Source organism: Nocardiopsis sp. Huas11, assembly GCF_003634495.1.
Classification (GTDB): domain Bacteria; phylum Actinomycetota; class Actinomycetes; order Streptosporangiales; family Streptosporangiaceae; genus Nocardiopsis.
This window is the reverse complement of the sequence record NZ_RBKY01000001.1, coordinates 6164726-6185660: the sequence shown is the minus strand read 5'-3', so window position 1 is coordinate 6185660 and position 20935 is coordinate 6164726. Positions and strand designations below refer to the sequence as shown.

Here is a 20935-nt window from a genome sequence, read left to right as displayed (position 1 = left end):
ACCGCCACCGCGCCGGTCCACGGCACCGCCCCGGGTTGCGTCCGACCCGGGTCGGTGCTGTCATCGTCTCCGTGACCGATGTCCACCGCACCGTCGACGCCGTCTGGAAGCTGGAGTCGGCCAGGATCATCGCCGCGCTCACCCGTGTGGTGCGCGACGTCGGCACCGCCGAGGAACTGGCCCAGGACGCCCTGGTGGCGGCGCTCCAGCAGTGGCCGGCCACCGGTGTCCCCGACAACCCCGGCGCCTGGCTGACGACCACCGCCAAGCGCCGGGCCGTCGACCACATCCGCCGCGCCCGGTCGCTGGAGCGCAAGCACGAGCAGATCGCCCACGAGCTCGAACGGACGCCCGAATCCGGCCTGGAGGCCGACCCGGGGGCCGGGGCCGAGGCCGAGTCCGACCGGCACGACGTCCTGCGCCTGCTGTTCGTCACGTGCCACCCGGTGCTCTCGCCCGCCGAACGCGTCGCCCTCACCCTTCGCCTGGTCGCCGGTCTGAGCACCAGGGAGATCGCCCGCGCCTTCCTCACCGGCGAGCAGCGCGTCGCCCAGCGCGTGGCCGACGCCAAACGCACCCTCGCCGCCCGCGGCGTGGCCTTCGACCTGCCCGACGCCGCGGACCTCGCCGAACGCCTCACCTCCGTGCTCGGTGTCGTCTACCTGGTCTTCAACGAGGGCTACTCGGCCACGGCCGGCGATGACCTCATGCGGCCCAGCCTGTGCCTGGACGCCCTGCGCCTGGGACGGACGCTGGCCGTGCAGCTGCCGGACCAGGCCGAGGTGCACGGACTCGTGGCCCTCATGGAGCTCCAGCAGTCCCGGGCCGCCGCCCGCACCGGCCCCTCCGGAGAGCTCCTCCAGCTGCACGAGCAGAACCGCGGCCGTTGGGACCTCCTGCTGGTCCGGCGCGGGTTCGCCGCGATGCTGCGCGCCCGGGACCTCGGCGGCCCGCCCGGCCCCTACGTCCTCCAGGCGGCGATCGCGGTCTGCCACGCGCAGGCGCGGACGGCGAAGGACACCGACTGGGACCGGATCGCCACCCTGTACGACCGGCTGGTGGAGCGGCTGCCGACCCCCGTGGTCCGGCTCAACCGGGCGGTCGCCGTCGGTCGGGCACGCGGACCGCGGGAGGGGCTGGACCTGACCGACGAGCTCGTGGCCGATCCCGCGCTGCGCGACTACCACCTGCTGCCGGGGGTCCGGGGCGACCTGCTGCTCCGACTGGGCCGGTCGTCGGAGGCCGCCCGCGAGTTCGAGCGCGCCGCCGCCCTGACCGACAACGCGGCCGAGCGCGCGTTCCTGCTCCGCCGCGCGGACGAGGCGACCGCCGGAGCGGCCGTGCCCGGTCCCACGCTCGCGGGGGCGGCCCGGGAGTTCCTGGAGCGGGACGGACTGGGCGCCGCCACCGCCCGTTCCTACGGCCAGACCCTGCGGCGGCTGTGCCGCGCCCTGGGGGAGCGCCTGCCGCTGGAGGAGCTGGACGCCGCGGCCGTGGCCCGGGTGTTCGCCGCGACGTGGCCCACGGCGGCCGCCCGCACGTGGAACCGGCACCGCGCGGCCGTGCGCTCCTTCGGCGCGTGGGCGGGTCTGGACGACCTGGCGGCCGGGCTGGAGCGGCGGGCCGAGCCGACCGCGCCCCCGCGGGCGGTCGAACCCGACCACTGGGCGCCGCTGTGGTCCGACGGGGGAGCGCCGCTGCGGGAGCGGACCCTGTGGCGGCTCCTGCACGAATCGGGGGCGCCGGTGACCACGGTGCTGGCGCTCGACGTGCAGGACCTGGACCTGGAGGAGCGGCGCGCCCTGGTCCGCGGCACCTGGGTGAGCTGGCGTGCGGGCACGGCGCGCCTGCTGCCGCACGTGGTAGCCGGGCGCGACCGGGGCCCGCTCTTCCTCGCCGACCGCCGCCCCGGCCCGGGGCGCAGGCCCGCCGAGGCCGACCTGTGCCCGTCGACGGGGCGCTCCCGCCTGTCCTATCCACGCGCCGAGTACCTCTTCAAGCAGGCCACGAGGCGCCTGGACCCGGCCGGCCGGGGGTACACACTGAGCCGGTTGAGACCGCGGCGCCCCGCTGGCCGGGTCAGCCGAGGAGACCGTCCAACGGGATGAGCACGCCCGAGCCCAGGGCGACCAGACCGGTCGAGAGCAGGACCACCACCATCAGCAGCGACCCCGCCAGGGCCAGCCTGAACGCCGCCAGGCGGCGCCGGGCGCGGGTGGCGGGCCGCTTGCTCGCCGCCGTGCGCCCCAGGACCGCCAGCGCCACCGACAGCAGCACCGGCAGCCACCAGGACGAGCCCATGGACCCCGGCAGCAGGTCCGTCACCGCGCCGGTCACCTCCGAGAGCCAGCCGAGGACCGCTCCGTCGCTCGCGTCGAGCAGCCCGGTGTAGGTCGAGGTGACGAACTCGCTCTCCGGGTAGAAGCCGTCGGAGGGGCGCAGCGACCGGCCGAGCCCGTCCACCAGGCCGAGCAGTGCCGCGGGGTAGGCGAAGCGGCGGCACTTGCCCGCCGACATCGCCCGCTGGATCTGGTTCATGGTCCGGTCGACCCGGCGCTGGGCCCGCTCCTGCTCACGGCGCGTACGGGTCGTGTCGGGCGCCTGCTGGTCCCCGTGCTCGCCGTAGGCGCCGGGCACCACCGGAACGTCCGGCCTGGTGGGCGCCGTCGCGGCCTGCGCACGGCGCTGCCTGGCGGTCGCCACCCGCTCCTTGGCGCCGGCCCACCGCTCCCGCGCCGAACCGGCGAGCGAGGCCCACCGGTCCTGGCGCCGGGCCCGGCCGTCCGCGCGCTCGCGTTCGCTGACCACGGCGCCGACCCGCACCGCCTCGGGCAGCAGCAGGAGCGCGGTCAGCAACGCGCTCCGCGTCGCCAGGGCGTCGCCTCCCGCGCCGTCGCGCAGCGCGGACCGCCGCTGCTCGGCCCACCACGGGGCGTGCGGGGCGGCGCTGCGCTGGGTGGGGTGCCACGACTGGCGGCGCAGCAGGGAACGGTGCTCCGAGGCGGTCTCGGGCACCAGGACCAGTTCCACGGCCCGCGCCCACACCGCGTCGGTCTCGTGCGCGGCCGGCCGCCGCGGCGCGTCCGGGCCCGAACCGACCAACCGGTCGACGGTCTCACCGACGCGGCGCATCAGCAGCGGCACCTCGTGCTGGACGCGTTCGAGCAGGGCGCAGCGCCCGGAGCCGCCGGAACGGCAGCCGGGATGGGGGCACCAGTGCTGCGCGCCCAGTCCCACCGCGCCCGACTCCACGGCCTCGCGCACCAGCGCGTGGCGGCTGGCCTGACCGGTGGCCAGGGCCAATAGTCCGTCGGCACTGATCTCGTGCCCCCGGTAGCGCGGCGGCATCCCGGGCACGTAGCGCGCGGCCAGGGCGCTGATCGCCACGTGCGCCAGCTCCGGGTGGTGCTCCAACCCGGTCAGGTAGGCGCGGTCGAACGTGTAGTCGTTGACCTCCCGGTCCAGCCAGGTGCGCAACTGGGGCCAGTGGCTGCGCAGCCACAGGGCGCCGGTGTCGGAGCGGTCGAGCAGGTCGAAGGCCAGGCTCGGCGGGTCGTCGTGGCTGGTGCCCGCGAACTCGATCGGGCGCAGCCGCCGCACGGTCCGGATCTGGGGCCGCTCGCCGTTCAACCACTGCGTGACCTCGTCATGGCCCCAGCGGGCCGACGGGGTGGGCGCGAGCAGGCCGCGGACCAGCAGGCGCCAGCGCTCGTCGGTGATGGCGGAGATGTCCACCTCGGTGTTGCGGGCGGTGAGCCAGTTGCCGCCGCGCTCGGGGCGGCGGCCGGTCACCAGCTCGTGCGCCATGACCCCCAGGGACCACCACGCGGCGGGCGCCTCGCGCCGGCCCTCGACGACCTCGGGGGCAGCGTAGTCCTCGGTGATCGCGAACCCGCCGTAGACGCGGCTCATCGTGGCGCGCACGGCGCCGCCGAAGTCGGTGAGCGCGACCACCGGCGGGTCGAGCGAGCGCACGAGCAGGTTCTCGGGCTTGACGTCGGTGTGGTTGTGCTGGAGCTCGTCCTGCCAGTGGTGCAGGCACTCGGCGACGGCCGCGACGACCGCCTTCGCGCGCTCCTCCTCCAGCGGCGCCTCGTCGATCACCGCGCGCAGGGAGCCCAGGGCGAAGTACTCCTGGGCCTCCCAGGCCAGGTCGTCGCCCCAGGAGCTGGCCGCGGTGCCGTACCCCTGGATGGCGGGGGTGTGCGCGGACGCGGTGCCGCGTGCGCGCAGGCGGTCGAGCAGCTCGCGGTTGATGTCGTGCCCGGGCCGGTACACCTTCAGGGCCAGTTCGCGTTCGGGCTCGCCCGTGGGATGGGCGCGGTAGACGACGGCCTCGCCGCCCGCGCCGAGGTGGCCGAGCACCTGGTAGCGGCGGCGCAGCTCGGCCGGGACCGCGTAGTCCAGGTCCCCGGCCGGACCGACGACCACACGGGTCAGCAGCCGGCTCAGCCAGTCCACGAGCGGGCCGAACAGGGTCCGCCACCAGGGTGTCGAGCCGCTCGCTTCGGACCCGTCCAGTGTGCGCCGGGGCGCCTTGGCGGTCGCGGGGGCGGCCGAGCCGCCGGGCGGGACGCCGGTGGGGTCCGCGCCCGGGCCCGCCACGCGTGTGGCGTCGGCCCCGGGCTCGACCACGCGTGTGGCGTCGACGCCGTCCCGCCGGCCGCCGCCGGGCCGGAACACGCGGGTGACCCACCGCGTGGTGCCGGACCCCGGGCCGGTCCGGACGGTGGGCCCGGTCCTGCTCGCGGGCGCGGGCGCCGCTGGGTCGATCCGTCGGGTCGGAGCGTTGTCGTCACCGGGTTCGGGCGTGACCATGATGGTCGGAGCCACCCTTCGGAAGAGGCGTTCGTGTCGTGGGCGTACGGGGGGATGACGGATGGTTCCAGACTATGGCGCGCCGTCGCCTCGGCGCGGCGCTCATGGCCCGGACCGTGTCCGTGCTGTTTCCCCCGTGCACCATAGGACTCCCGGCGACGCCTCGGAGTTCCATCGCGACCCCCGTGGGTCGTGTGGTGTTCGCGATGCGTGCGGTGGCCGGCCCGGGGTCAGTGCTCGCCGCGCGTGGCCAGGCCCAGCCGGGCGCATCCCTCCTGGTACATGCGCACGACCTCGGCACGGATCTGCGCCCGCTCGGTCAGGGGCGCGGACCAGGGGATGCGGATGGCCTGCTCGGCGCCGCCGACCGTGACCGCGTAGTCGCCGCCCTCACCGTCCAGGCCGGTCATCCGGGCCGCGGTGGCCTCGGGCCGGCCGCCCAGGGAGCGGCAGATGATGAGGGTGTCCTCGGGGTGGTCGCCGTTCATGTGCCCGGTGACGGCGGCGACGACCTCGGGGGAGAAGGGGCTGGACGGCAACGGAGTCCTCCTGGCGGGAGAGTGGGCGCACGGCAGTGGGGGAGGGCTCGTGGCCCTCCCCCACTGACGATATCCGAGACACGTCACGGGAGATGACGGTGTGTCGTCAACCCGTGGAGTGTCGCCCACGGACCAGGATCAGGCCTGGTGGGTGAACTCGGCGTCGATGTCGATGGTGATCTTGTCGCCGACGACCACGCCGCCGCCGTCCATCGGCATCTCGATGTCCACGCCGAACTCCTTGCGGCTGATGGTCGTCGAGGCGGTGAAGCCCGCGCGGTCCAGCCCGTAGGGGTCCAGGGTGGAGCCGTTGAACTCCAGGTCGATCTCGACCGGGCGGGTGGTGCCCTTGATGCTCAGCTCGCCCTTGAGTACGAAGTCCTCGCCCTTGGCGGCGATGCCGGTGGAGCGGAAGGTGAACTCCGGGAAGTTCTCGGTGTCGAAGAAGTCCTTGGAGCGGACGTGGCCGTCGCGGTCGGCGTTGTCGGTGTTGATCGACCCGGCGTCGATGACCGCCTCGACCGAGGCCTGCGTCGGGTCGGCGGGGACGGTGAGCGTGGCGTCGAACTTCTCGAAGCGGCCACGGACCTTGCTGACCATCATGTGGCGGACGGAGAAGCCGACCACCGAGTGGGCGGCGTCGATCTTCCAGGTGCCGGTCTTGAGTTCCTGCGCTGCCATGGGGTCTCCTGTGGGTCGCGGCCCCACGATCGGGACCTTCCGTATCTTCTGCTTGGCCAGTAACAAAGTTCTGGAGAAGTATCTTCCTTGGAAGTAGATTATGTGTCCGCGCGGGCTCACGCAACCCCTGCGCGCCCCTGTCCGGGTGGCGCCGGACACACCACCGGACATCCCGCGGGTGAGCGGTCGCGCCCGCCGTTCCGGGCCCCCGCCCGGGCCCGGCGACCTAGGATGAACCCCATGGAGCAAGCCGTGTGGCTCGACGCCGCGGAACAGCATGTCTGGCGTGGGTTCCTCCGCATGAACACGCGGATCTACGACGAACTCGAACGGGATCTGCGCGAGCGGAGCGGGGTGTCCCTCATCGAGTACGGCATCCTCGCCCACCTGTCGGAGGCGCCCGAACGGCGGATGCGGATGCGCGCCCTGGCCGACAGCGTCATCGTGTCCAAGAGCCGCCTGTCCCACCAGGTCGCCCGCCTCGAACGCGGCGGCCACGTGCGGCGCGAGCACTGCGACGACGACCGCCGCGGGCTGTGGGCGGTCCTCACCGACGACGGCGCGGACCTGCTGCGCCGGTCCGCGCCGGGGCACGCCCAGCGGGTGCGCTCCCTGATGTTCGACCGGCTCTCCACCGAACAGATCGACCAGCTCGCCGCCATCGTCGCGGCCCTGGACCCCGACCGGGCCGGAGCGGGGACCGAAGCGAGCCGCCCGGAGCACCGACCGCCCTCCCCCGACCACAGATAGAGTCAGAGCCTGTGAGCAGACCATCGATCATCGGCGCCCAGAACTTCCGAGACGACGACGGCAGCGCCGACCCGGACGTCGAGGCCCGGTTGCGCGAGCACGCCGCGGGCAGGACCGGGGACCGGCAGGTCCTGGACGCGCTCAGCCGTTCCCGGCTCCTCATCCCCGTGGTCGCGGTGGCCACCGAGACCGGCAAGGGCGTCGGCGGGCTCACCAAGGACAAGCACAGCGAGGTGGCCGTCCCCGTCATGACGGGTAAGGACGGGCGGCGCGGGGTGCTCGCCTTCACCAGCGTCGACGCGGTCCGCCGTTGGCGCGCCGACGCCCGGCCGGTGCCGTTCACCACCAAGGACGCCTGCCAGGCCGCGGTGGAGGAAGGCGCCGACGCGCTCGTCCTGGACGTGTCCGGGCCGATGCCGTACACGATCCAGGGCAGGTTCCTCACCCTGCTGGCCGAGGAGGGTGCGGTCCCCGAGCCCAAGGACGACCCGCAGGTCCTCGCCCTCATCTACCGGGTCACGCACGCCGAGTTCGGCATCGAGCGCGTGCGCGTGCACTCCTCCGAGCGCGCCGACATCGGCATCCGCCTCGAACTGGAGGAACGCGACGACGAGTCGCTGCGCCGGGTCGCCGACCGGCTGGCCGCCGAGCTCCGGCACGTGCTCCCGGGCGGGGTCGAACTGAGCGCCGTGGTGCGCGCCCGCCGCGATCAGGGCTGAACCGCCCCACCCGGTCGTCCACAGGCCGCGCGTGCACCTGTCCTCCAGCGCCCGGGGCCGGTATTTTTCGGTCATGACCACCCCCTCGACGCTCGGGCTGGACCCGACACTGTGGACGGTCACCGCGACCGCCTCCCTGGCCCTGATCGGGCTGGGCGTCGGCCATGTCGCCGGCCGCCTCGTGTACCTCTTCGGATCCGCGGAACCGGCCGGCGACCCGCGGCCGGGAGGGGCGTCGAGAACACTCGCCGCGCCCGCCGGCCGCGGTGACGCCGCGGAGCCGGCGCCCGGGGGCGCGAGCGCGCCCGGAGCCCCGCTCGCCCACACCGAGGGGGAGGACGACGAGGGGCCGCCGCCACCGCGCTGTCCGTTCTGCCGCGCCGAGCTGTCCTTCGTCCCCTGGACCCCGACCGTCGCCTCCCGCGCCTTCCGCAGGCGCGGCGCCTGCCCGCACTGCGAGCAGGTCGTGCGCCCCCACCTGGCGGTCGTCATCGCCACCGGTGCGCTGTTCGCCGTCGTGGGGGTCGTGGCGGTGACCGATCCGCGCTGGTCGCCCGTCGAGCTGCTCGCGGTGCTCTGGCTGGCGGCGCTCACCGCGGTGCTGTCCGTCATCGACCTGCGGGTGCTGCGCCTGCCCGACCCGCTGGTGGGCCCGGGGTACGCCGTCGCCTTCCTCCTGTTCGCCGCCGCGGTGTTCCTGCCGCCCACCGAACACGGGCTCGACCGCGCGGGGGCCGCGCTGGTCAGCATGGTGCTGGTCACGGTCCTGTACTGGCTGCTGTGGCGGGTCTCCCCGCGCGGGTTCGGGTTCGGCGACGTCAAGCTGTCCGGCCTGACCGGGCTGTACGCGGGCTGGGCGGCGGGCCCGATGGGCGCCCTCGTCGCGGTGTTCTGGGCCTTCGCCGCCTTCTCCGTGCTGGGCCTGGTGCTGCTGGCACTGCGGCGGATCAGACCGATGCAGCCCTTCCCCCTGGGCCCCTTCATGCTCGGCGCCACCCTCGTCACGGTGCTCGTCGGGGCACCCCTGGTCGTCCATCCCTGAACCCGGGTGCGACGTCGTGCCGCGGTTCATGGGAAGATCATCACCATGTTGCGTTGGCTGACCGCAGGGGAGTCCCACGGCCCGGCACTCGTCGCGATTCTGGAGGGCCTCCCGGCCGGTGTGTCCGTCACTTCTGACGACATCGCCGCCGCGCTGCTCCGACGCCGCGCCGGGTACGGACGAGGCGCCCGGATGAAGTTCGAGCAGGACCAGGTCTCCGTCATCGGGGGTATCCGGCACGGCCTGACCCAGGGGGGTCCGGTCGCGATCGAAGTCGGGAACACCGAGTGGCCCAAGTGGGAGAAGGTGATGTCTCCCGATCCCGTACCCGCCGAGGAACTGGACGGCGTGGCGCGCAACGCGCCGCTGACCCGGCCCCGGCCGGGGCACGCCGACCTCGTCGGCATGCAGAAGTACGGGCACGTGGAGTCCCGGCCGATCCTGGAGCGCGCCAGCGCCCGCGAGACCGCCGCGCGCGTGGCCGTGGGCGAGGTGGCCCGCCAGTTCCTGCGCCAGGCGCTCGGCGTGGAGATCCTGAGCCACGTGGTGTCCATGGGTCCGGTCGCCGTGCCCGAGGGCTCGGCCGAACCGCGCCCGGAGGACCTGGCCGCGATCGACGCCGACCCGCTGCGCTGCTTCGACCCCGAGACCAGCGCCCGCATGGTCGAGGAGGTCGACGACACCAAGAAGTCCGGCGACACCCTCGGCGGCGTGGTCGAGGTCCTGGCCTACGGGCTCCCGCCCGGCCTGGGCAGCCACGTGCACTGGGACCGGCGTTTGGACTCCCGCCTGGCGGGCGCCCTCATGGGCATCCAGGCCATCAAGGGCGTCGAGGTCGGCGACGGGTTCCGCACCGCGGCCCGCCGCGGGTCGGCCGCCCACGACGAGATCGAGCCCGGCCCGGACGGCGTGCGCCGACGGACCAACCGCGCGGGCGGTGTCGAGGGCGGGATGAGCACCGGAGACGCGCTGCGCGTGCGCGCGGCGATGAAGCCCATCGCCACCGTCCCCAAGGCGCTCGACACCATCGACATCACCACGGGCGAGGCCACCCGCGCCGACCACCAGCGCAGTGACGTGACCGCCGTCCCGGCGGCCGGCGTGGTCGCCGAGGCCATGGTCGCCCTGGTGCTGGCCGAGGCCGCCGTGGAGAAGTTCGGCGGCGACTCGGTCACCGAGACCGGCCGCAACGTGCGCGGCTACCTGGACTCCCTGGAGATCCGCTAGGACCCCCGGTTCGGACAGCACTGCGGCCCGCCCCGTTCACGAACGGGGCGGGCCGTCGTCGTCCCCTGACGAAGCCCCCGAGGCCTGCGCTGGACGCTGCGCGCTAACTCGCCAACCTGGCGTGGTTGGCGTGGCATCATGGAGGACATGCGCTGATACGAGCGACCCGCAGGAGCTGTCCGTGACGGAGGCCCGCGACCACTTCTCCGAACGCGTCAACCGCGCCGTCTACGGCGGTGAGGTCACCTTCGTCACCCGTGGCCGTTGTCATCAGCGGGCCGCCGCGATCGTTCCGGCCGACATGGTCGACCACTACGAGGAGCTGCTGGACGAGCGCGACGCTCGCATCGCCGCCGAGCGCCTGGCCGACATCAAGTCCGGCCGCTCTACGACGGTGCCCTTCGACGAGGCGATGCGCCAGATCGGGCTGAGCGAAGACGAGCTGGGCAGGTGAACGGGCCGTACTCCGTCACCTTCGAGGACCAGGCGCTCAGGCAACTCGGGAAGCTGGACAAACCGGTCCGGCTCCGCATCGCCCGCAAGGTCCGGGAACTGGCGGCCGAGCCGCGTCCGGCAGGGAGCATCCCGCGCAAGGGGGACACGGACTCCTGGCGCGTCCGGGTGGGCGACTATCGGATCGTGTACACGATCTGCGACGGGGTGGTGGTGCTCGTGCTGAGCGTGGCGCACCGCCGCGAGGTCTGCCGGGACCTGTGATCCGATCACCGCCCGCGCGCACGCCGGGGCGGTGGTTCTGCTAGACAGAGAAGCACACATTCCCAGCAGGCTCCCCGCGCTCGCGGGGATGGACCCTACGAGGCAGGCTAAGCGTGGCTAGAGCGATCGCGGTGCTCATCGGTTCTCCCGGATCGGGGAAGTCGACCGTCGGTCGGGCACTGGCCGACCGGCTGGGCGTCGACCTGCTGTGCACCGACACCGAGGTGGAAAGGCGCGCCGGGCGTTCCATCGGCGACATCTTCGTCGAGGACGGCGAGGAGGCCTTCCGCGCCCTGGAGCGCGAGGTCGTGGCCCAGGGGCTGCGCGAGTGGGAGGGCGTGATCGCCGTCGGCGGCGGCGCCGTCCTGGACGAGGACACCCGGGCCGATCTCGCCGACCACCACGTGGTCTACCTCCAGGTCGAGTTCGGCGAACTGGCCAAGCGCGTGGGCATGGACGTGGCCCGTCCCCTCCTGGCGGGCAACCCCCGGACCCGGCTGCGCAAACTGCTCAACGAGCGCCTGCCCGTCTACGAGGGCCTGGCCACCGTCACCGTGCCCACGACGGACTTCCACCCCGAAGAGGTCGTCGACGCCATCCTGCCCACCCTCGACGACGCCGGAAAGGTCGACCAGTGAGCGTGACCCGCATCAGGGTGGGCGAACCCGCCTCCCGCTACGACGTCGTGGTCGGCAGCGGAGTCCTGTCTGAACTTCCCTCGCTGGTCGGTGACGCCGCGCAGGTCGCGGTCATCCACCCCGAGGGCCTGGGGGCCGTGGCCCGTCCCGTCGTGGGCGTCCTGGAAGCCGCCGGGTACACCGTCCGGCCCATGCCCGTGCCCGACGGGGAGGCCGCCAAGACCGCCGCCGTGGCCACCGACCTGTGGTCGCGGCTGGGTGGGCACGCGTTCACCCGCAGCGACGCCGTCGTCGGCGTCGGCGGCGGGGCCGCGACCGACCTGGCCGGGTTCGTCGCCGCCACCTGGCTGCGCGGCGTGCGCTCGGTCCTGGTGCCCACCACGCTGCTCGGCATGGTCGACGCCGCCGTGGGCGGCAAGACCGGGATCAACACCCCCGAGGGCAAGAACCTCGTGGGCGCCTTCCACCCCCCGGCCGGCGTCCTGTGCGACCTCGCCACCCTGCCGAGCCTGCCCACGGCCGACTACATCGGCGGCCTCGCCGAGATCATCAAGGCCGGATTCATCGACGACCCCGCGATCTGCGACCTCGTCGAGGACGACCCCCAGGGCGCCACCACCCCCGAGGGCAAGCACACCCGCGAACTCGTCGAACGGGCCATCCGGGTCAAGGCCGACGTCGTCTCCGGCGACCTCAAGGAGAGCGGCCGCCGCGAGATCCTCAACTACGGGCACACCCTGGGCCACGCCATCGAGCGGGCGGAGAACTACACCTTCCGGCACGGCTACGCCGTCGCCATCGGTATGGTCTTCGCCGCCGAGCTCGCCCGGATCAGCGGCCGCATCGACGCCGGCCTCGTGGAACGGCACCGCGCCATCCTGTCGTCGGTGGGACTTCCCACCTCCTACGCCCCCGAGGCCTGGCCCCGGCTGCGCGACGCGATGAGCGTGGACAAGAAGGCCCGCGGGGCCACACTGCGCTTCGTGGTCCTGGAGGGCCTGGCCGAGCCCGCCATCCTCAGCGGGCCCACCGACGAACAGCTGACCGAGGCCTACCGCGCGGTCACGGGCGACGCCTGAGTACCGCGAAGCCACTAGACTGCAGTCGGGCGACATTCGCACTGGTGCACCGGGGGACACCCCCGAGGTGCCCGCACTCCGCCCCACTCATCACCGACCGGACCTCGCGAGTCCGGTGACCGACGTGTCAGACCCCTTGGAGAGACGACCGAAGTGGCCACGACGAACGACATCAAGAACGGCACGACCCTGCGGCTCGACGGCGGCGTCCTCTGGAATGTCCTGGAGTTCCAGCACGTCAAGCCGGGCAAGGGCGGCGCGTTCGTCCGCACGAAGCTGAAGAACGTCCTCACGGGCAAGATCGTCGACAAGACCTTCAACGCCGGTTCCAAGGTCGAGTTCGCCAGTGTCGACCGCCGTGAGATGGAGTACCTGTACCACGACGGCGACTCGTTCATCTTCATGGACACCGAGACCTTCGACCAGATCCCGGTCGGCGAGGCCGTCGTCGGCGGCGACAAGGACTTCCTCCTGGAGAACACCCGGGTCACGGTCGCCACCAACGAGAGCAACCCGCTCTACATCGAGCTGCCCGCGGCCGTCGAGCTGGAGATCACCCAGACCGACCCCGGCGTCCAGGGCGACCGCTCCACCGGCGGCACCAAGCCCGCCACCGTCCAGACCGGCGCCGTCATCCAGGTGCCGCTCTTCATCACCGAGGGCGAGCGCATCAAGGTCGACACCCGCACGGGCGACTACCTCGGGCGAGTCAACTGATGAGTGGAGCACGGCGCAAGGCGCGGCGACGCGCGGTCGAGGTCCTCTACGAGGCCGAGGTCCGCGGCATCTCCGTCGAGGAGGTCATCAAGCGTCGGCGCGCCCAGCCCGAACCGCCCATCAACGAGTTCACCGAGAACCTGGCGCGCTCCGTGGACGGTCGGCGCGCCCGCATCGACGAGCTCCTGGGCACCTACGCCATCGGCTGGACCCTGGAGCGCATGCCGGTCGTCGACCGCAACATCCTGCGCATGGGCGCCTTCGAGCTGCTCTGGGACGACGAGATCCCCGACGGCGTGGCCATCGCCGAGGCCGTCGGTGTCGCCAAGGAACTGTCCACCGACGAGTCGCCCAACTTCGTCAGCGGGCTTCTGTCACGCTTGATGGAGAACAAGGCGACGCTCGCGCTCTGACTTCGGCGAACGAGGGGCCGGGCACAGTGATGGAGGGGACGTCAGGTGACTGACAGGAGCACTGCGACCGCGACCGCCGCCGGCGGTACGGCCGGACTGGTACGGGCCGCCAACGCGGCGCGGACCGCGGTCGTGTGGGACGCCCTGGAGGGACTGCTGGCCCGGCTCGGCGGCGGCCCTCTGGAGATCGTCGACGCGGGTGGGGGTACCGGCGGCGCCGCCGTCCCGCTGGCCGAACTCGGCCACCGGGTCACGGTCGTCGAGCCCAGCCCCGACTCGCTCGCCGCGCTGGAGCGCCGAGCCGCCGAGCGCGGCGTCACCGTGCGCGGTGTCCAGGGCGAGACGCGTGACCTGTCCGCCCTGTTCGCGCCCGGCAGCACCGACCTGGTGCTCGTGCACAACGTCCTGGAGTACGTCGAGGACCCGGCCGCCGCGCTGCACGACGTCGTCGGCATCACCCGCCCGGGCGGTGCGGTCAGCCTGCTGGTCACCAACGCGGTGGCCGGCGCCCTGCACCGGGCCCTGGCCGGGCACATCGAGGACGCCCACCGGCTGCTCGAGGACCCCGACGGCCGCTGGGGCGAGAACGACCCCATGCCGCGCCGGTTCACCCGCCGGCAGCTGCTGGAACTGATCGGCGGAGCCGGTCTGACGCAGGAGAGCATCCGCGGCGTCCGCGCCTTCGCCGACGTCCTTCCCGGGCACGCCTGGGAGGGTGACGCGCAGGCCGGGCAGCGCCTGGTGGAGCTGGAGCGGGCCGCCGCCCAGCACCCCGAGCTCATCGGCATCGCCACCCAGCTTCACGCCGTCGCCCACCGCGCCTGACCCCGGGCCCGCCGGCCCCCGCTCCGCGGGCGTCGGCGGGGACGGGCGGGCGAGCCCGACCGCGGAGAGGACGTAACCTGGCCGTATGAGTCGACGGCAACTGGAACGCGGCGCGGCGCTGCGGGGGATGGTCTCCTCCGAGGGCATCGTGCCGCTGGGTGCCGACTTCCCCACGGACGGATCGGGCCCCGACGCCGACTGCCACATCCTGCACCTGGACATGGACGCGTTCTTCGCGAGCGTGGAACAGCTGCGCCACCCCGAGGCGCGCGGCCGTCCGGTCATCGTGGGCGGGACCGGCCCGCGCGGTGTCGTCTCCTCCGCCGACTACATGGCCCGCGCGCGCGGTGTGCACTCGGCCATGCCGATGGTGCGGGCGACGCGCCTGTGCCCGGACGCCGTCGTCTTCCCGCCCGACGGGCGCGCCTACCGGCAGGCCTCCGAGGCGGTCATGGACATCCTGAGATCCGTGACGCCGCTGGTGCAGCCCCTGTCCCTGGACGAGGCCTTCCTGGACGTGTCCGGGGCCCGACGCCGGCTCGGCGGCCCCGTGCGCATCGCCGCGATGATCCGCGAGCGCGTCCGCACCGAGCAGCGGCTCACCTGCTCCGTGGGGGTGGCCGCCACCCGTTTCACCGCCAAGCTCGGCTCCACGCACTGCAAGCCCGACGGCCTGCTGCTCGTCCCCACCGACCAGGTGCGCGGCTTCCTGGACCCCCTGCCCGTCGGCGCCCTGCCCGGCGTGGGCGACAAGACCGAGCAGACCCTCGTCAAGCTCGGTCTGCGCACCGTCGGCGCGCTGGCCCGCGTCGAACCCGACCTGCTGCGGATGGAGCTCGGCGCCAAGGCCGGCACCCGGTTGTCCGAACTGGCCCGGGGCGTCGACGCCAGCGCGGTCGTCCCCGAGACGCCGGACAAGAGCATCGGCGCCGAGGAGACCTTCGATGTCGACGTCGGCGACCCGGACGTGATCAACCGGGAGCTGCTCCGCCTCTCGGAGAAGGTGGCGCGGCGGCTGAGGGCGACCGAGCAGGTGGGCCGCACGGTGAGCGTGAAGCTGCGGCGCGCCGACTTCTCCACGATCACGCGGTCGCGCACCCTGCCCGAGAGCACGGACGTGGCGCGGGAGATCAACGCCGTCGCGCGCGAGCTGTACGCCGCCGCGGGGATGGAGCGTGTACGTCTCAGGCTGGTGGGCGTGCGGGTCGAGGGGGTCACCCCCGCGGACCAGGCGCACCGCCAGTTGGCACTGGGGGAGGAGGACACCGGGTGGAGGGATGTGGAGCGCGTGATGGACCGCGTTACGGCACGTTTCGGGCACGGCGCGATACAGTCGGCAGTGCTGGCCAAACGTGACGAAAACGACGTATGATGCGGCAACTTCCGGTCACCGTGAAGCGTTCCAACAGTAGGATCGCAGTCAGGGGTAGCAGAGAGGCATGGAAGCTGGTGTTTCCGATACAGGGCGCGGGTATCGTGGCCGTAGTGGGCCAGGTACACACGCAGCTTTTCTTTCCAGTAGGCGCTAGTGCACCGTATTCTGGGCATACCACTGACCAAGAGACTGTTCATCAGTACCCGTCACCCCAACCGGGGACTGTCGTAGGGAGGCGCCGTGCCGCTCTCTGAACACGAGCAGCGCATGCTCGACCAGATCGAGCGGGCGCTGTATGCCGAGGACCCGAAGTTCGCGAACACCGTTCGGCAAACGAACCCCGCGGTCCATTACAAGCGCTGGATCATCAAGGCCGGTCTCGGATTCGTCATCGGCGTTGTCCTGCTGCTGGCCGGGCTCCTGATCGGCAATCCGGTCATGCAGGTGCTCATCAGCGTCCTCGGTTTCATCGTCATGCTGGCGTGCTTCCTCTGGGGAGCCAATGCCTGGCGCAAGGCCGCCGGCGGTGGCGGCGAGGCCGCGACCGCGGCCGCGGAGCCACGGCAGCGCCGCAAGGGCGGCAATCGTCCGGGCATGATGAACCGCTTCGAGGAGCGCTGGCGTCGCCGCCAGGAGGGCAACGACTGACTCGGGTTCGGTTCTCCGCGGACCGGCGAGGAGGGCCGTGCCCCAGGGTGCGGCGCGGGGAACGGGCGTAGCGGGACCGCAGGGTCGCGCACAGAACTCACGTGGTGGGGCCGCACGGTGACCGTGCGGCCCCACCACGTTCGTGTCCACGGCCACGACCCGGGCCTGCTTCGCACGCCCGTTCCCGGCCCGCGGGGTTCGGACTCACGCCGTGGACGCGCCACCCGCCGCGCGGCGCAGCCTCGCCGCGAGGCGATCGAAGGCCGCCGCGAGCTCGTCTCCGTCGACCACCTCCATGTCGACGTCGAGCTGGGTCAGCCACAGCGCGAGCCGGTCCGGGTCGTGGGAACCCAGCTCGACCCGGCACGTGGACGCGTCGACCGCCTCGATATCGATCGGGATGGGGAACTTCGCGGCGACCTGGGCGGCGGGAGCACGCACGAGCACGCGGGCGCGGTACGTCCAGCCCGCCCTGCTGACGCGTCGGACGACGTAGTCGACGACACCGTCCTTCGACATCGCGCGCGGCCGGAACCGCACACCCGTCGGTGCGTGCGCGACCATGCGGTCGACACGGAAGACCCGCCAGTCGTCACGGTCCAGGTCCCACGCGAACAGGTACCAGAGCGGCCCCCAGCTCACCAGCCCCTGCGGTTCGGTGTGGCGGGCCCCTTCGTCGCCCCCGGGCTTGGTGTATCCGAACCGGAGCCGTTCACGGCCGCGGACCGCGGCGGCGACCGCGCCGAGAACCGACAGGTCGAGCGGCGGTTCGGCCCCTGGAACCACGCTCGTCGCCTCGCGTACCGCCTCGACGCGCCGACGCAGGCGCGAGGGCAGCACCTGCTCTAGCTTCGCGAGCGCGGTGAGCGAGGTCTCCTCGACGCCGAGCCGCTGGGTCGCGACCGCACCCAGTCCGACCGCGACGGCGACGGCCTCGTCGTCGTCGAGCAGGAGCGGGGGCATCGCCGTCCCGGCGGCCAGCCGGTAGCCGCCCGCGACGCCGGGGCGCGCGTCCACGGGATAGCCGAGCGACCGCAGCCTGCCGATGTCGGCGCGCACGGTCCTCGTGCTCACCTGGAGCCGGACGGCGAGTTCGGAGCCCGTCCAGTCGCGCTTGAACTGGAGCAGGGACAGCAGTTCGAGCAGGCGGGCCGAGGTCTGCAACATGTGCGCCATCGTCTCAGCCATCGCGGAAGCTCCTGTGCCGCATTGCCTGCGAACGTCGGTGCCATGCACGAGAACAAGGCACTCACACCGTTTCGCATCGACATCCCCCAGACCGACCTCGACGACCTGCGCGACCGGCTGGCGCGCACGCGCTGGCCGCTCCCCGTGCCGGGCCGAAACGATCGCACCGACTTCAGCCGCGGCATCCCGCCGGCGTACCTGGAGGAGCTCGCCGAGTACTGGCGCGACGGGTTCGACTGGCGAGCGCAGGAGGAGAAGCTCAACGAGTTCGACCAGTTCACCACGGTCGTCGACGGTCAGAAATTCCACGTGGTCCACGTGCGGTCGACGAACCCGGAGGCCGTCCCGCTGCTCCTGAACCACGGCTGGCCGGGCTCGTTCATCGAGTACCAGCGCCTCATTCCGCTGCTGACCGACGCGTTCCACGTGGTCGTCCTGTCGCTGCCCGGCTTCGGGTTCTCCACCCCGCTGGCGGGGACCGGCTGGGAGCTGGCGCGGACGACGGAGGCCTACGCCGAGATCATGACGCGTCTGGGCTACGAGCGGTTCGCGGCCCACGGCACCGACATCGGTGCGGGCACCACCGGCCGCCTGGCGGCGCTGCACCCGGAGCGCGTCATCGGCGCGCACATCGGCGGCGACCCCCGGTGGCTCGGGCTGGTCGGCGACAAGTTCCCCTACCCCGACGGTCTGTCCGAGGACGAGACCGCCCAGATCGAGGCGGTGCGCGCCGAGGCCGCGGCCGAGCGCGGCTATCTCGCGATGCAGGAGCACCGTCCCGACACGATCGGCGCGGCGCTCACCGACTCACCGGCCGGTCAGCTCGCGTGGATCGCCGAGAAGTTCAAGACCCGGGCCGAGGGCGCCGACCGGACGCCGGACGAGTCGGTCGACCGCGACCAGCTCCTGGCGAACATCAGCCTGTACTGGTTCACCCGCAGCGGTGCGTCGAGCGCGCAGTTCTACTACGAGTCCGCGCACTCCGGGATCGACCTGGTCATGGCCTCCGAGGTGCCGTCCGGATGGGCCGTGTTCGACACCCACCCGCTCATGCGCTGCGTCCTGGACCCGGGCAAGGCGATCGGCCACTGGAGCGAGTTCACCGAGGGCGGTCACTTCCCCGCGATGGAGGCCACGGAGCTGCTCGCGGGCGACATCCGCACCTTCTTCCGCGGTCTTTCCTGACGCCGGGGCCCGCAGGTCACGATGACCCGCGGGCCGGGGCGCTCCCCGCCCCGCGTCCTACGCCGGTCTCGGGGCGGGGCGGGGTACCGCCCAGGGCACCAGTGAGCGGGGCAGGAACAGGGCGCGCAGCCGCGCTCCCCGGGACGCCGCCGACAGCAGGCCGAGGCGCGCGGTGCGCAGGTCCTCCCGCAGGTCCGCGCCGTCCGCGGGCGCCGGAGCGTAGCGCGCCGACTCCTCGGCTAGGGCCAGCCGCCACAGCGCCGCCCGGGTCCGCGCGTCGTCCCCGGCCAGACGCTCGGCCGTCGCGCGCGGACTCTCCGCCAGGTTCCACTCCCCGCCCAGGTCCAGCCAGGTGTCGCGCAGTTCGCGCCAGGCGGTGTGGGCACCCGCGGCGGGGGCGGCGCCCGGCAGCCCGGACAGTCGCGTCCAGCGCACGAGCGCCCGCACCAGAGCGGGCAGCGACAGCAGGAGCAGGGCCCCGGCCACCGCCCCCGCGATCGGCGGCCACGACGCTTCGGCGTTCGCGGTGTCCGCGTCCCCGCCGTCGGCCATCGGCGCGGAGGCCTCGTCCTGCGGCGACTCGCTCTCCTGCGGCGACTCCGAGGGCTCGTCGTCGGGTGTGCTGGGCTCCGGCGGTGCGGGCTCCTCGGCGCCCGGTTCGCGCGGCTCGGCCGGATCGGTGCCCGGTGCGCGGCCGCCGGAGGAGTACTCGGGTACCGTCGCCGAGCCCTGGCCGGCGCCGGCGGAGGCCGGGGTCGGCTCGAAGCGGACCCAGCCCACGTCCTCGAAGTACAGCTCCGGCCACGCGTGGGCGTCGCCCACGGTCACCGACCAGCGGTCGCCGTCGATGTTCTCGCCCGCGGTGTAGCCCACGGCCACCCGCGAGGGCACGCCCGCCTGGCGCGCCATCACGGCCATGGCCCCCGCGAACTGCTGGCAGTAGCCCACCTGGTCGGTCAGGAGGAAGTGCGCGAGCGGGTCGACCCCCTCGGGCACGGCCGGCGGGGTCAGGTCGTAGGTGAACGCCCCGTCGGTGAAGTACTCCTGGATCGCGACGGCGCGCTCGTAGGGCGTCTGCGCGTCCGCGGTCACCTGCTCGGTCAGCTGCCCGATCGCCGGGTCCAGGTCCCGGGGCAGGTCCAGGTGGCCGCCGCCCAGCGACCGAGGGGACCCGGTCGCGGCCAGCTCGTCCCCGGAGGGGCGGCTATCGATGGACTCCACCGTGAAGTTCAGGCCGGTGGTCGGACTGTTCGTGGTGAAGACCATGTGGGTCTCGGGGTCGATGTACCACTCGCCCGGGACCTCGACCGAACTCACCCAGTACGGCAGCGGGAGGAAGTTCATCCGGGGTGTGTCGGAGTCGATGGAGATCCGGGTGGTCACCGTCTCCTCCGGTGCGGGTTCGGACCATCCGGAGGGCAGCGGCAGCTCCCCGGAGGCCTCGTTGTCCCCCGAGGCGTTGACCGGCGTCATGGTCCAGTTCACGCCGTCGAACTCGTCGAGGGCGAACGTGCGCAGGTAGTCGGGGTCCTCGCTGGTGGAGCGGTAGGTGAGCACCGTGCGGTCGGAGGCCGACGCCAGTTCCCGCTGCAGCGACACCAGCGGGTGCGTGGTGGTGATGTTCTCCCCGCCCGTGCGGACGTAGGTGCCCTCCACGAGGTCGTAGAAGACGTCGCTGCGCAGGGACGGCACCGCCGCGGGCAGGGCCAGCGCCAACAGGATCGCGGTGGTCGCGGCGACCGCCGTCATCGCGAGCCGGCGCAGCCCGCCCAGGACGCGTGCCTCGCGTGCGTCGTCGGGTACGAACAGGCCCCACTCACGGCCGCGCCCCCACATGTCCGCGGCCAGCAGGCCCAGGAACCCCGCCGCGGCGGCGGCCATCGCTCCCCAGCCGACGGGCTCGCCGTCCACGACCAGCGGTACGGCCAGCAGCGCCAGCAGCAGGCCCCCCACCATGCCCGGGCAGCGGGCGGTCACCGCCAGGAAGTCCGCGGTGATCGTGAACACCACGAACACGAGGGCGACGATCAGGGTCATCCCGGCGGAGGCGGCCACCGGGGGCGCGTTCGTGTCGATGGTGTTCAGACCCTGCTGGAGCGTCTGTCCCAGGCGCGCGATGCTCGCGGGCGTGGGGAGAACGCCCGCCAGGGCGTCCCCCGCGGCGAACATCGGGGTGATGAGCGCGGCGGCCGCCAGCAGTTGCAGGAGAGGGACGGGCAGCACGTTCCACCGGGTGTGCCGGTACAGCGCCGACACCGCGGTCACCACCGTCATGAGCACGACCGCGGGGACCCACCAGGGGCCGAGGATCAGTGAGCCCAGGAGCGGCATCGCCGACAGCAGGCACGCCAGGGTGGCCAGGGGCATCAGAGTT

Annotated in this window: 20 protein-coding genes; 15 read left to right on the top strand and 5 right to left on the bottom strand. The window is 73.1% G+C overall.

Annotated features, from left to right (window positions below):
- Positions 1-71: 71 nt before the first annotated feature.
- Positions 72-2108 (top strand): sigma-70 family RNA polymerase sigma factor, encoded by a 2037-nt coding sequence (locus DFP74_RS27875; RefSeq protein ID WP_121186243.1) that lies wholly within the window; start codon positions 72-74, stop codon positions 2106-2108.
- On the opposite strand, the gene DFP74_RS27870 is transcribed toward DFP74_RS27875, so the two are convergent.
- The 3 genes from DFP74_RS27870 to DFP74_RS27860 all read right to left on the bottom strand — a co-directional run bounded on the left by DFP74_RS27870 (position 2080) and on the right by DFP74_RS27860 (position 6038).
- On the bottom strand, positions 2080-4818 hold the full coding sequence (locus DFP74_RS27870) for a serine/threonine protein kinase (RefSeq protein WP_121188573.1): 2739 nt from the start codon (positions 4816-4818) through the stop codon (positions 2080-2082). The two genes, DFP74_RS27875 and DFP74_RS27870, sit on opposite strands and share 29 nt — an antisense overlap.
- Before the next feature lie 230 nt (positions 4819-5048).
- On the bottom strand, positions 5049-5357 hold the full coding sequence (locus DFP74_RS27865) for a DUF2470 domain-containing protein (RefSeq protein ID WP_121186242.1): 309 nt from the start codon (positions 5355-5357) through the stop codon (positions 5049-5051).
- Between the two features lie 138 nt (positions 5358-5495).
- Positions 5496-6038 (bottom strand): YceI family protein, encoded by a 543-nt coding sequence (locus DFP74_RS27860; RefSeq protein WP_121186240.1) that lies wholly within the window; start codon positions 6036-6038, stop codon positions 5496-5498.
- Between the two features lie 240 nt (positions 6039-6278).
- Here DFP74_RS27860 and DFP74_RS27855 point away from each other — a divergent pair, with 240 nt between their 5' ends.
- The 13 genes from DFP74_RS27855 (at position 6279) to DFP74_RS27795 (ending at position 16188) form a co-directional block, all read left to right on the top strand.
- Positions 6279-6788 carry a MarR family winged helix-turn-helix transcriptional regulator gene (locus tag DFP74_RS27855; protein ID WP_121186238.1) on the top strand — a complete coding sequence of 170 codons (510 nt, stop codon included), beginning with the start codon at positions 6279-6281 and terminating at the stop codon, positions 6786-6788.
- 11 nt (positions 6789-6799) lie between these two features.
- Complete coding sequence (locus DFP74_RS27850) at positions 6800-7507, top strand: SseB family protein (RefSeq protein ID WP_121186236.1); 708 nt, start codon at positions 6800-6802, stop codon at positions 7505-7507.
- Between the two features lie 73 nt (positions 7508-7580).
- Positions 7581-8549 carry an A24 family peptidase gene (locus DFP74_RS27845; RefSeq protein WP_121186234.1) on the top strand — a complete coding sequence of 323 codons (969 nt, stop codon included), beginning with the start codon at positions 7581-7583 and terminating at the stop codon, positions 8547-8549.
- Between the two features lie 45 nt (positions 8550-8594).
- The gene (gene aroC / locus DFP74_RS27840) at positions 8595-9776 is read left to right on the top strand and encodes a chorismate synthase (RefSeq protein ID WP_121186232.1); all 1182 of its coding nucleotides are present in this window, start codon (positions 8595-8597) and stop codon (positions 9774-9776) included.
- A 181-nt stretch (positions 9777-9957) separates the two neighbouring features.
- The gene (locus tag DFP74_RS27835) at positions 9958-10230 is read left to right on the top strand and encodes a type II toxin-antitoxin system prevent-host-death family antitoxin (protein WP_121186230.1); all 273 of its coding nucleotides are present in this window, start codon (positions 9958-9960) and stop codon (positions 10228-10230) included.
- On the top strand, positions 10227-10493 hold the full coding sequence (locus tag DFP74_RS27830) for a type II toxin-antitoxin system RelE/ParE family toxin (RefSeq protein ID WP_121186228.1): 267 nt from the start codon (positions 10227-10229) through the stop codon (positions 10491-10493). The genes DFP74_RS27835 and DFP74_RS27830 overlap by 4 nt, the downstream gene beginning before the upstream one ends.
- 131 nt (positions 10494-10624) lie before the next feature.
- The gene (locus DFP74_RS27825; protein WP_121186226.1) at positions 10625-11131 is read left to right on the top strand and encodes a shikimate kinase; all 507 of its coding nucleotides are present in this window, start codon (positions 10625-10627) and stop codon (positions 11129-11131) included.
- A complete protein-coding gene (gene aroB / locus DFP74_RS27820; RefSeq protein WP_121186225.1) occupies positions 11128-12210 on the top strand; it encodes a 3-dehydroquinate synthase in 1083 nt (360 codons plus the stop codon). Before DFP74_RS27825 ends, aroB begins: the two co-directional genes overlap by 4 nt.
- A gap of 153 nt (positions 12211-12363) precedes the next feature.
- On the top strand, positions 12364-12927 hold the full coding sequence (gene efp / locus DFP74_RS27815; protein ID WP_121186223.1) for an elongation factor P: 564 nt from the start codon (positions 12364-12366) through the stop codon (positions 12925-12927).
- Positions 12927-13340 (top strand): transcription antitermination factor NusB, encoded by a 414-nt coding sequence (gene nusB, locus DFP74_RS27810; protein WP_121186221.1) that lies wholly within the window; start codon positions 12927-12929, stop codon positions 13338-13340. Before efp ends, nusB begins: the two co-directional genes overlap by 1 nt.
- 45 nt (positions 13341-13385) lie before the next feature.
- Positions 13386-14165, top strand: a complete 780-nt coding sequence (locus tag DFP74_RS27805) for a methyltransferase domain-containing protein (protein WP_121186219.1) — start codon at positions 13386-13388, stop codon at positions 14163-14165.
- An 85-nt stretch (positions 14166-14250) separates the two neighbouring features.
- Positions 14251-15537 (top strand): DNA polymerase IV, encoded by a 1287-nt coding sequence (gene dinB, locus DFP74_RS27800; protein WP_199725801.1) that lies wholly within the window; start codon positions 14251-14253, stop codon positions 15535-15537.
- 243 nt (positions 15538-15780) lie between these two features.
- The gene (locus DFP74_RS27795; RefSeq protein ID WP_121186215.1) at positions 15781-16188 is read left to right on the top strand and encodes a DUF3040 domain-containing protein; all 408 of its coding nucleotides are present in this window, start codon (positions 15781-15783) and stop codon (positions 16186-16188) included.
- A gap of 204 nt (positions 16189-16392) precedes the next feature.
- Here the strand turns inward: DFP74_RS27795 and DFP74_RS27790 are convergent, their stop codons facing one another.
- The gene (locus DFP74_RS27790; RefSeq protein ID WP_121188572.1) at positions 16393-17355 is read right to left on the bottom strand and encodes a WYL domain-containing protein; all 963 of its coding nucleotides are present in this window, start codon (positions 17353-17355) and stop codon (positions 16393-16395) included.
- 63 nt (positions 17356-17418) lie between these two features.
- On the opposite strand from DFP74_RS27790, the gene DFP74_RS27785 reads away from it, so the two are divergent.
- The gene (locus DFP74_RS27785; protein WP_121186213.1) at positions 17419-18561 is read left to right on the top strand and encodes an epoxide hydrolase family protein; all 1143 of its coding nucleotides are present in this window, start codon (positions 17419-17421) and stop codon (positions 18559-18561) included.
- Between the two features lie 57 nt (positions 18562-18618).
- On the opposite strand, the gene DFP74_RS27780 is transcribed toward DFP74_RS27785, so the two are convergent.
- Positions 18619-20928, bottom strand: a complete 2310-nt coding sequence (locus DFP74_RS27780) for a DUF3488 and transglutaminase-like domain-containing protein (RefSeq protein ID WP_121186211.1) — start codon at positions 20926-20928, stop codon at positions 18619-18621.
- Between the last annotated feature and the right edge of the window lie 7 nt (positions 20929-20935).

Bases quoted from the DNA above. Each gene is read 5' to 3' on its own strand.
- DFP74_RS27870 (WP_121188573.1), bottom strand. From the start codon at position 4,818: ATGGTCACGCCCGAACCCGGTGACGACAACGCTCCGACCCGACGGATC.
- DFP74_RS27860 (WP_121186240.1), bottom strand. From the start codon at position 6,038: ATGGCAGCGCAGGAACTCAAGACCGGCACCTGGAAGATCGACGCCGCC.
- DFP74_RS27855 (WP_121186238.1), top strand. From the start codon at position 6,279: ATGGAGCAAGCCGTGTGGCTCGACGCCGCGGAACAGCATGTCTGGCGT.
- DFP74_RS27845 (WP_121186234.1), top strand. From the start codon at position 7,581: ATGACCACCCCCTCGACGCTCGGGCTGGACCCGACACTGTGGACGGTC.
- aroC (WP_121186232.1), top strand. From the start codon at position 8,595: ATGTTGCGTTGGCTGACCGCAGGGGAGTCCCACGGCCCGGCACTCGTC.
- nusB (WP_121186221.1), top strand. From the start codon at position 12,927: ATGAGTGGAGCACGGCGCAAGGCGCGGCGACGCGCGGTCGAGGTCCTC.
- dinB (WP_199725801.1), top strand. From the start codon at position 14,251: ATGAGTCGACGGCAACTGGAACGCGGCGCGGCGCTGCGGGGGATGGTC.
- DFP74_RS27790 (WP_121188572.1), bottom strand. From the start codon at position 17,355: ATGTTGCAGACCTCGGCCCGCCTGCTCGAACTGCTGTCCCTGCTCCAG.
- DFP74_RS27785 (WP_121186213.1), top strand. From the start codon at position 17,419: ATGCACGAGAACAAGGCACTCACACCGTTTCGCATCGACATCCCCCAG.
- DFP74_RS27780 (WP_121186211.1), bottom strand. From the start codon at position 20,928: ATGCCCCTGGCCACCCTGGCGTGCCTGCTGTCGGCGATGCCGCTCCTG.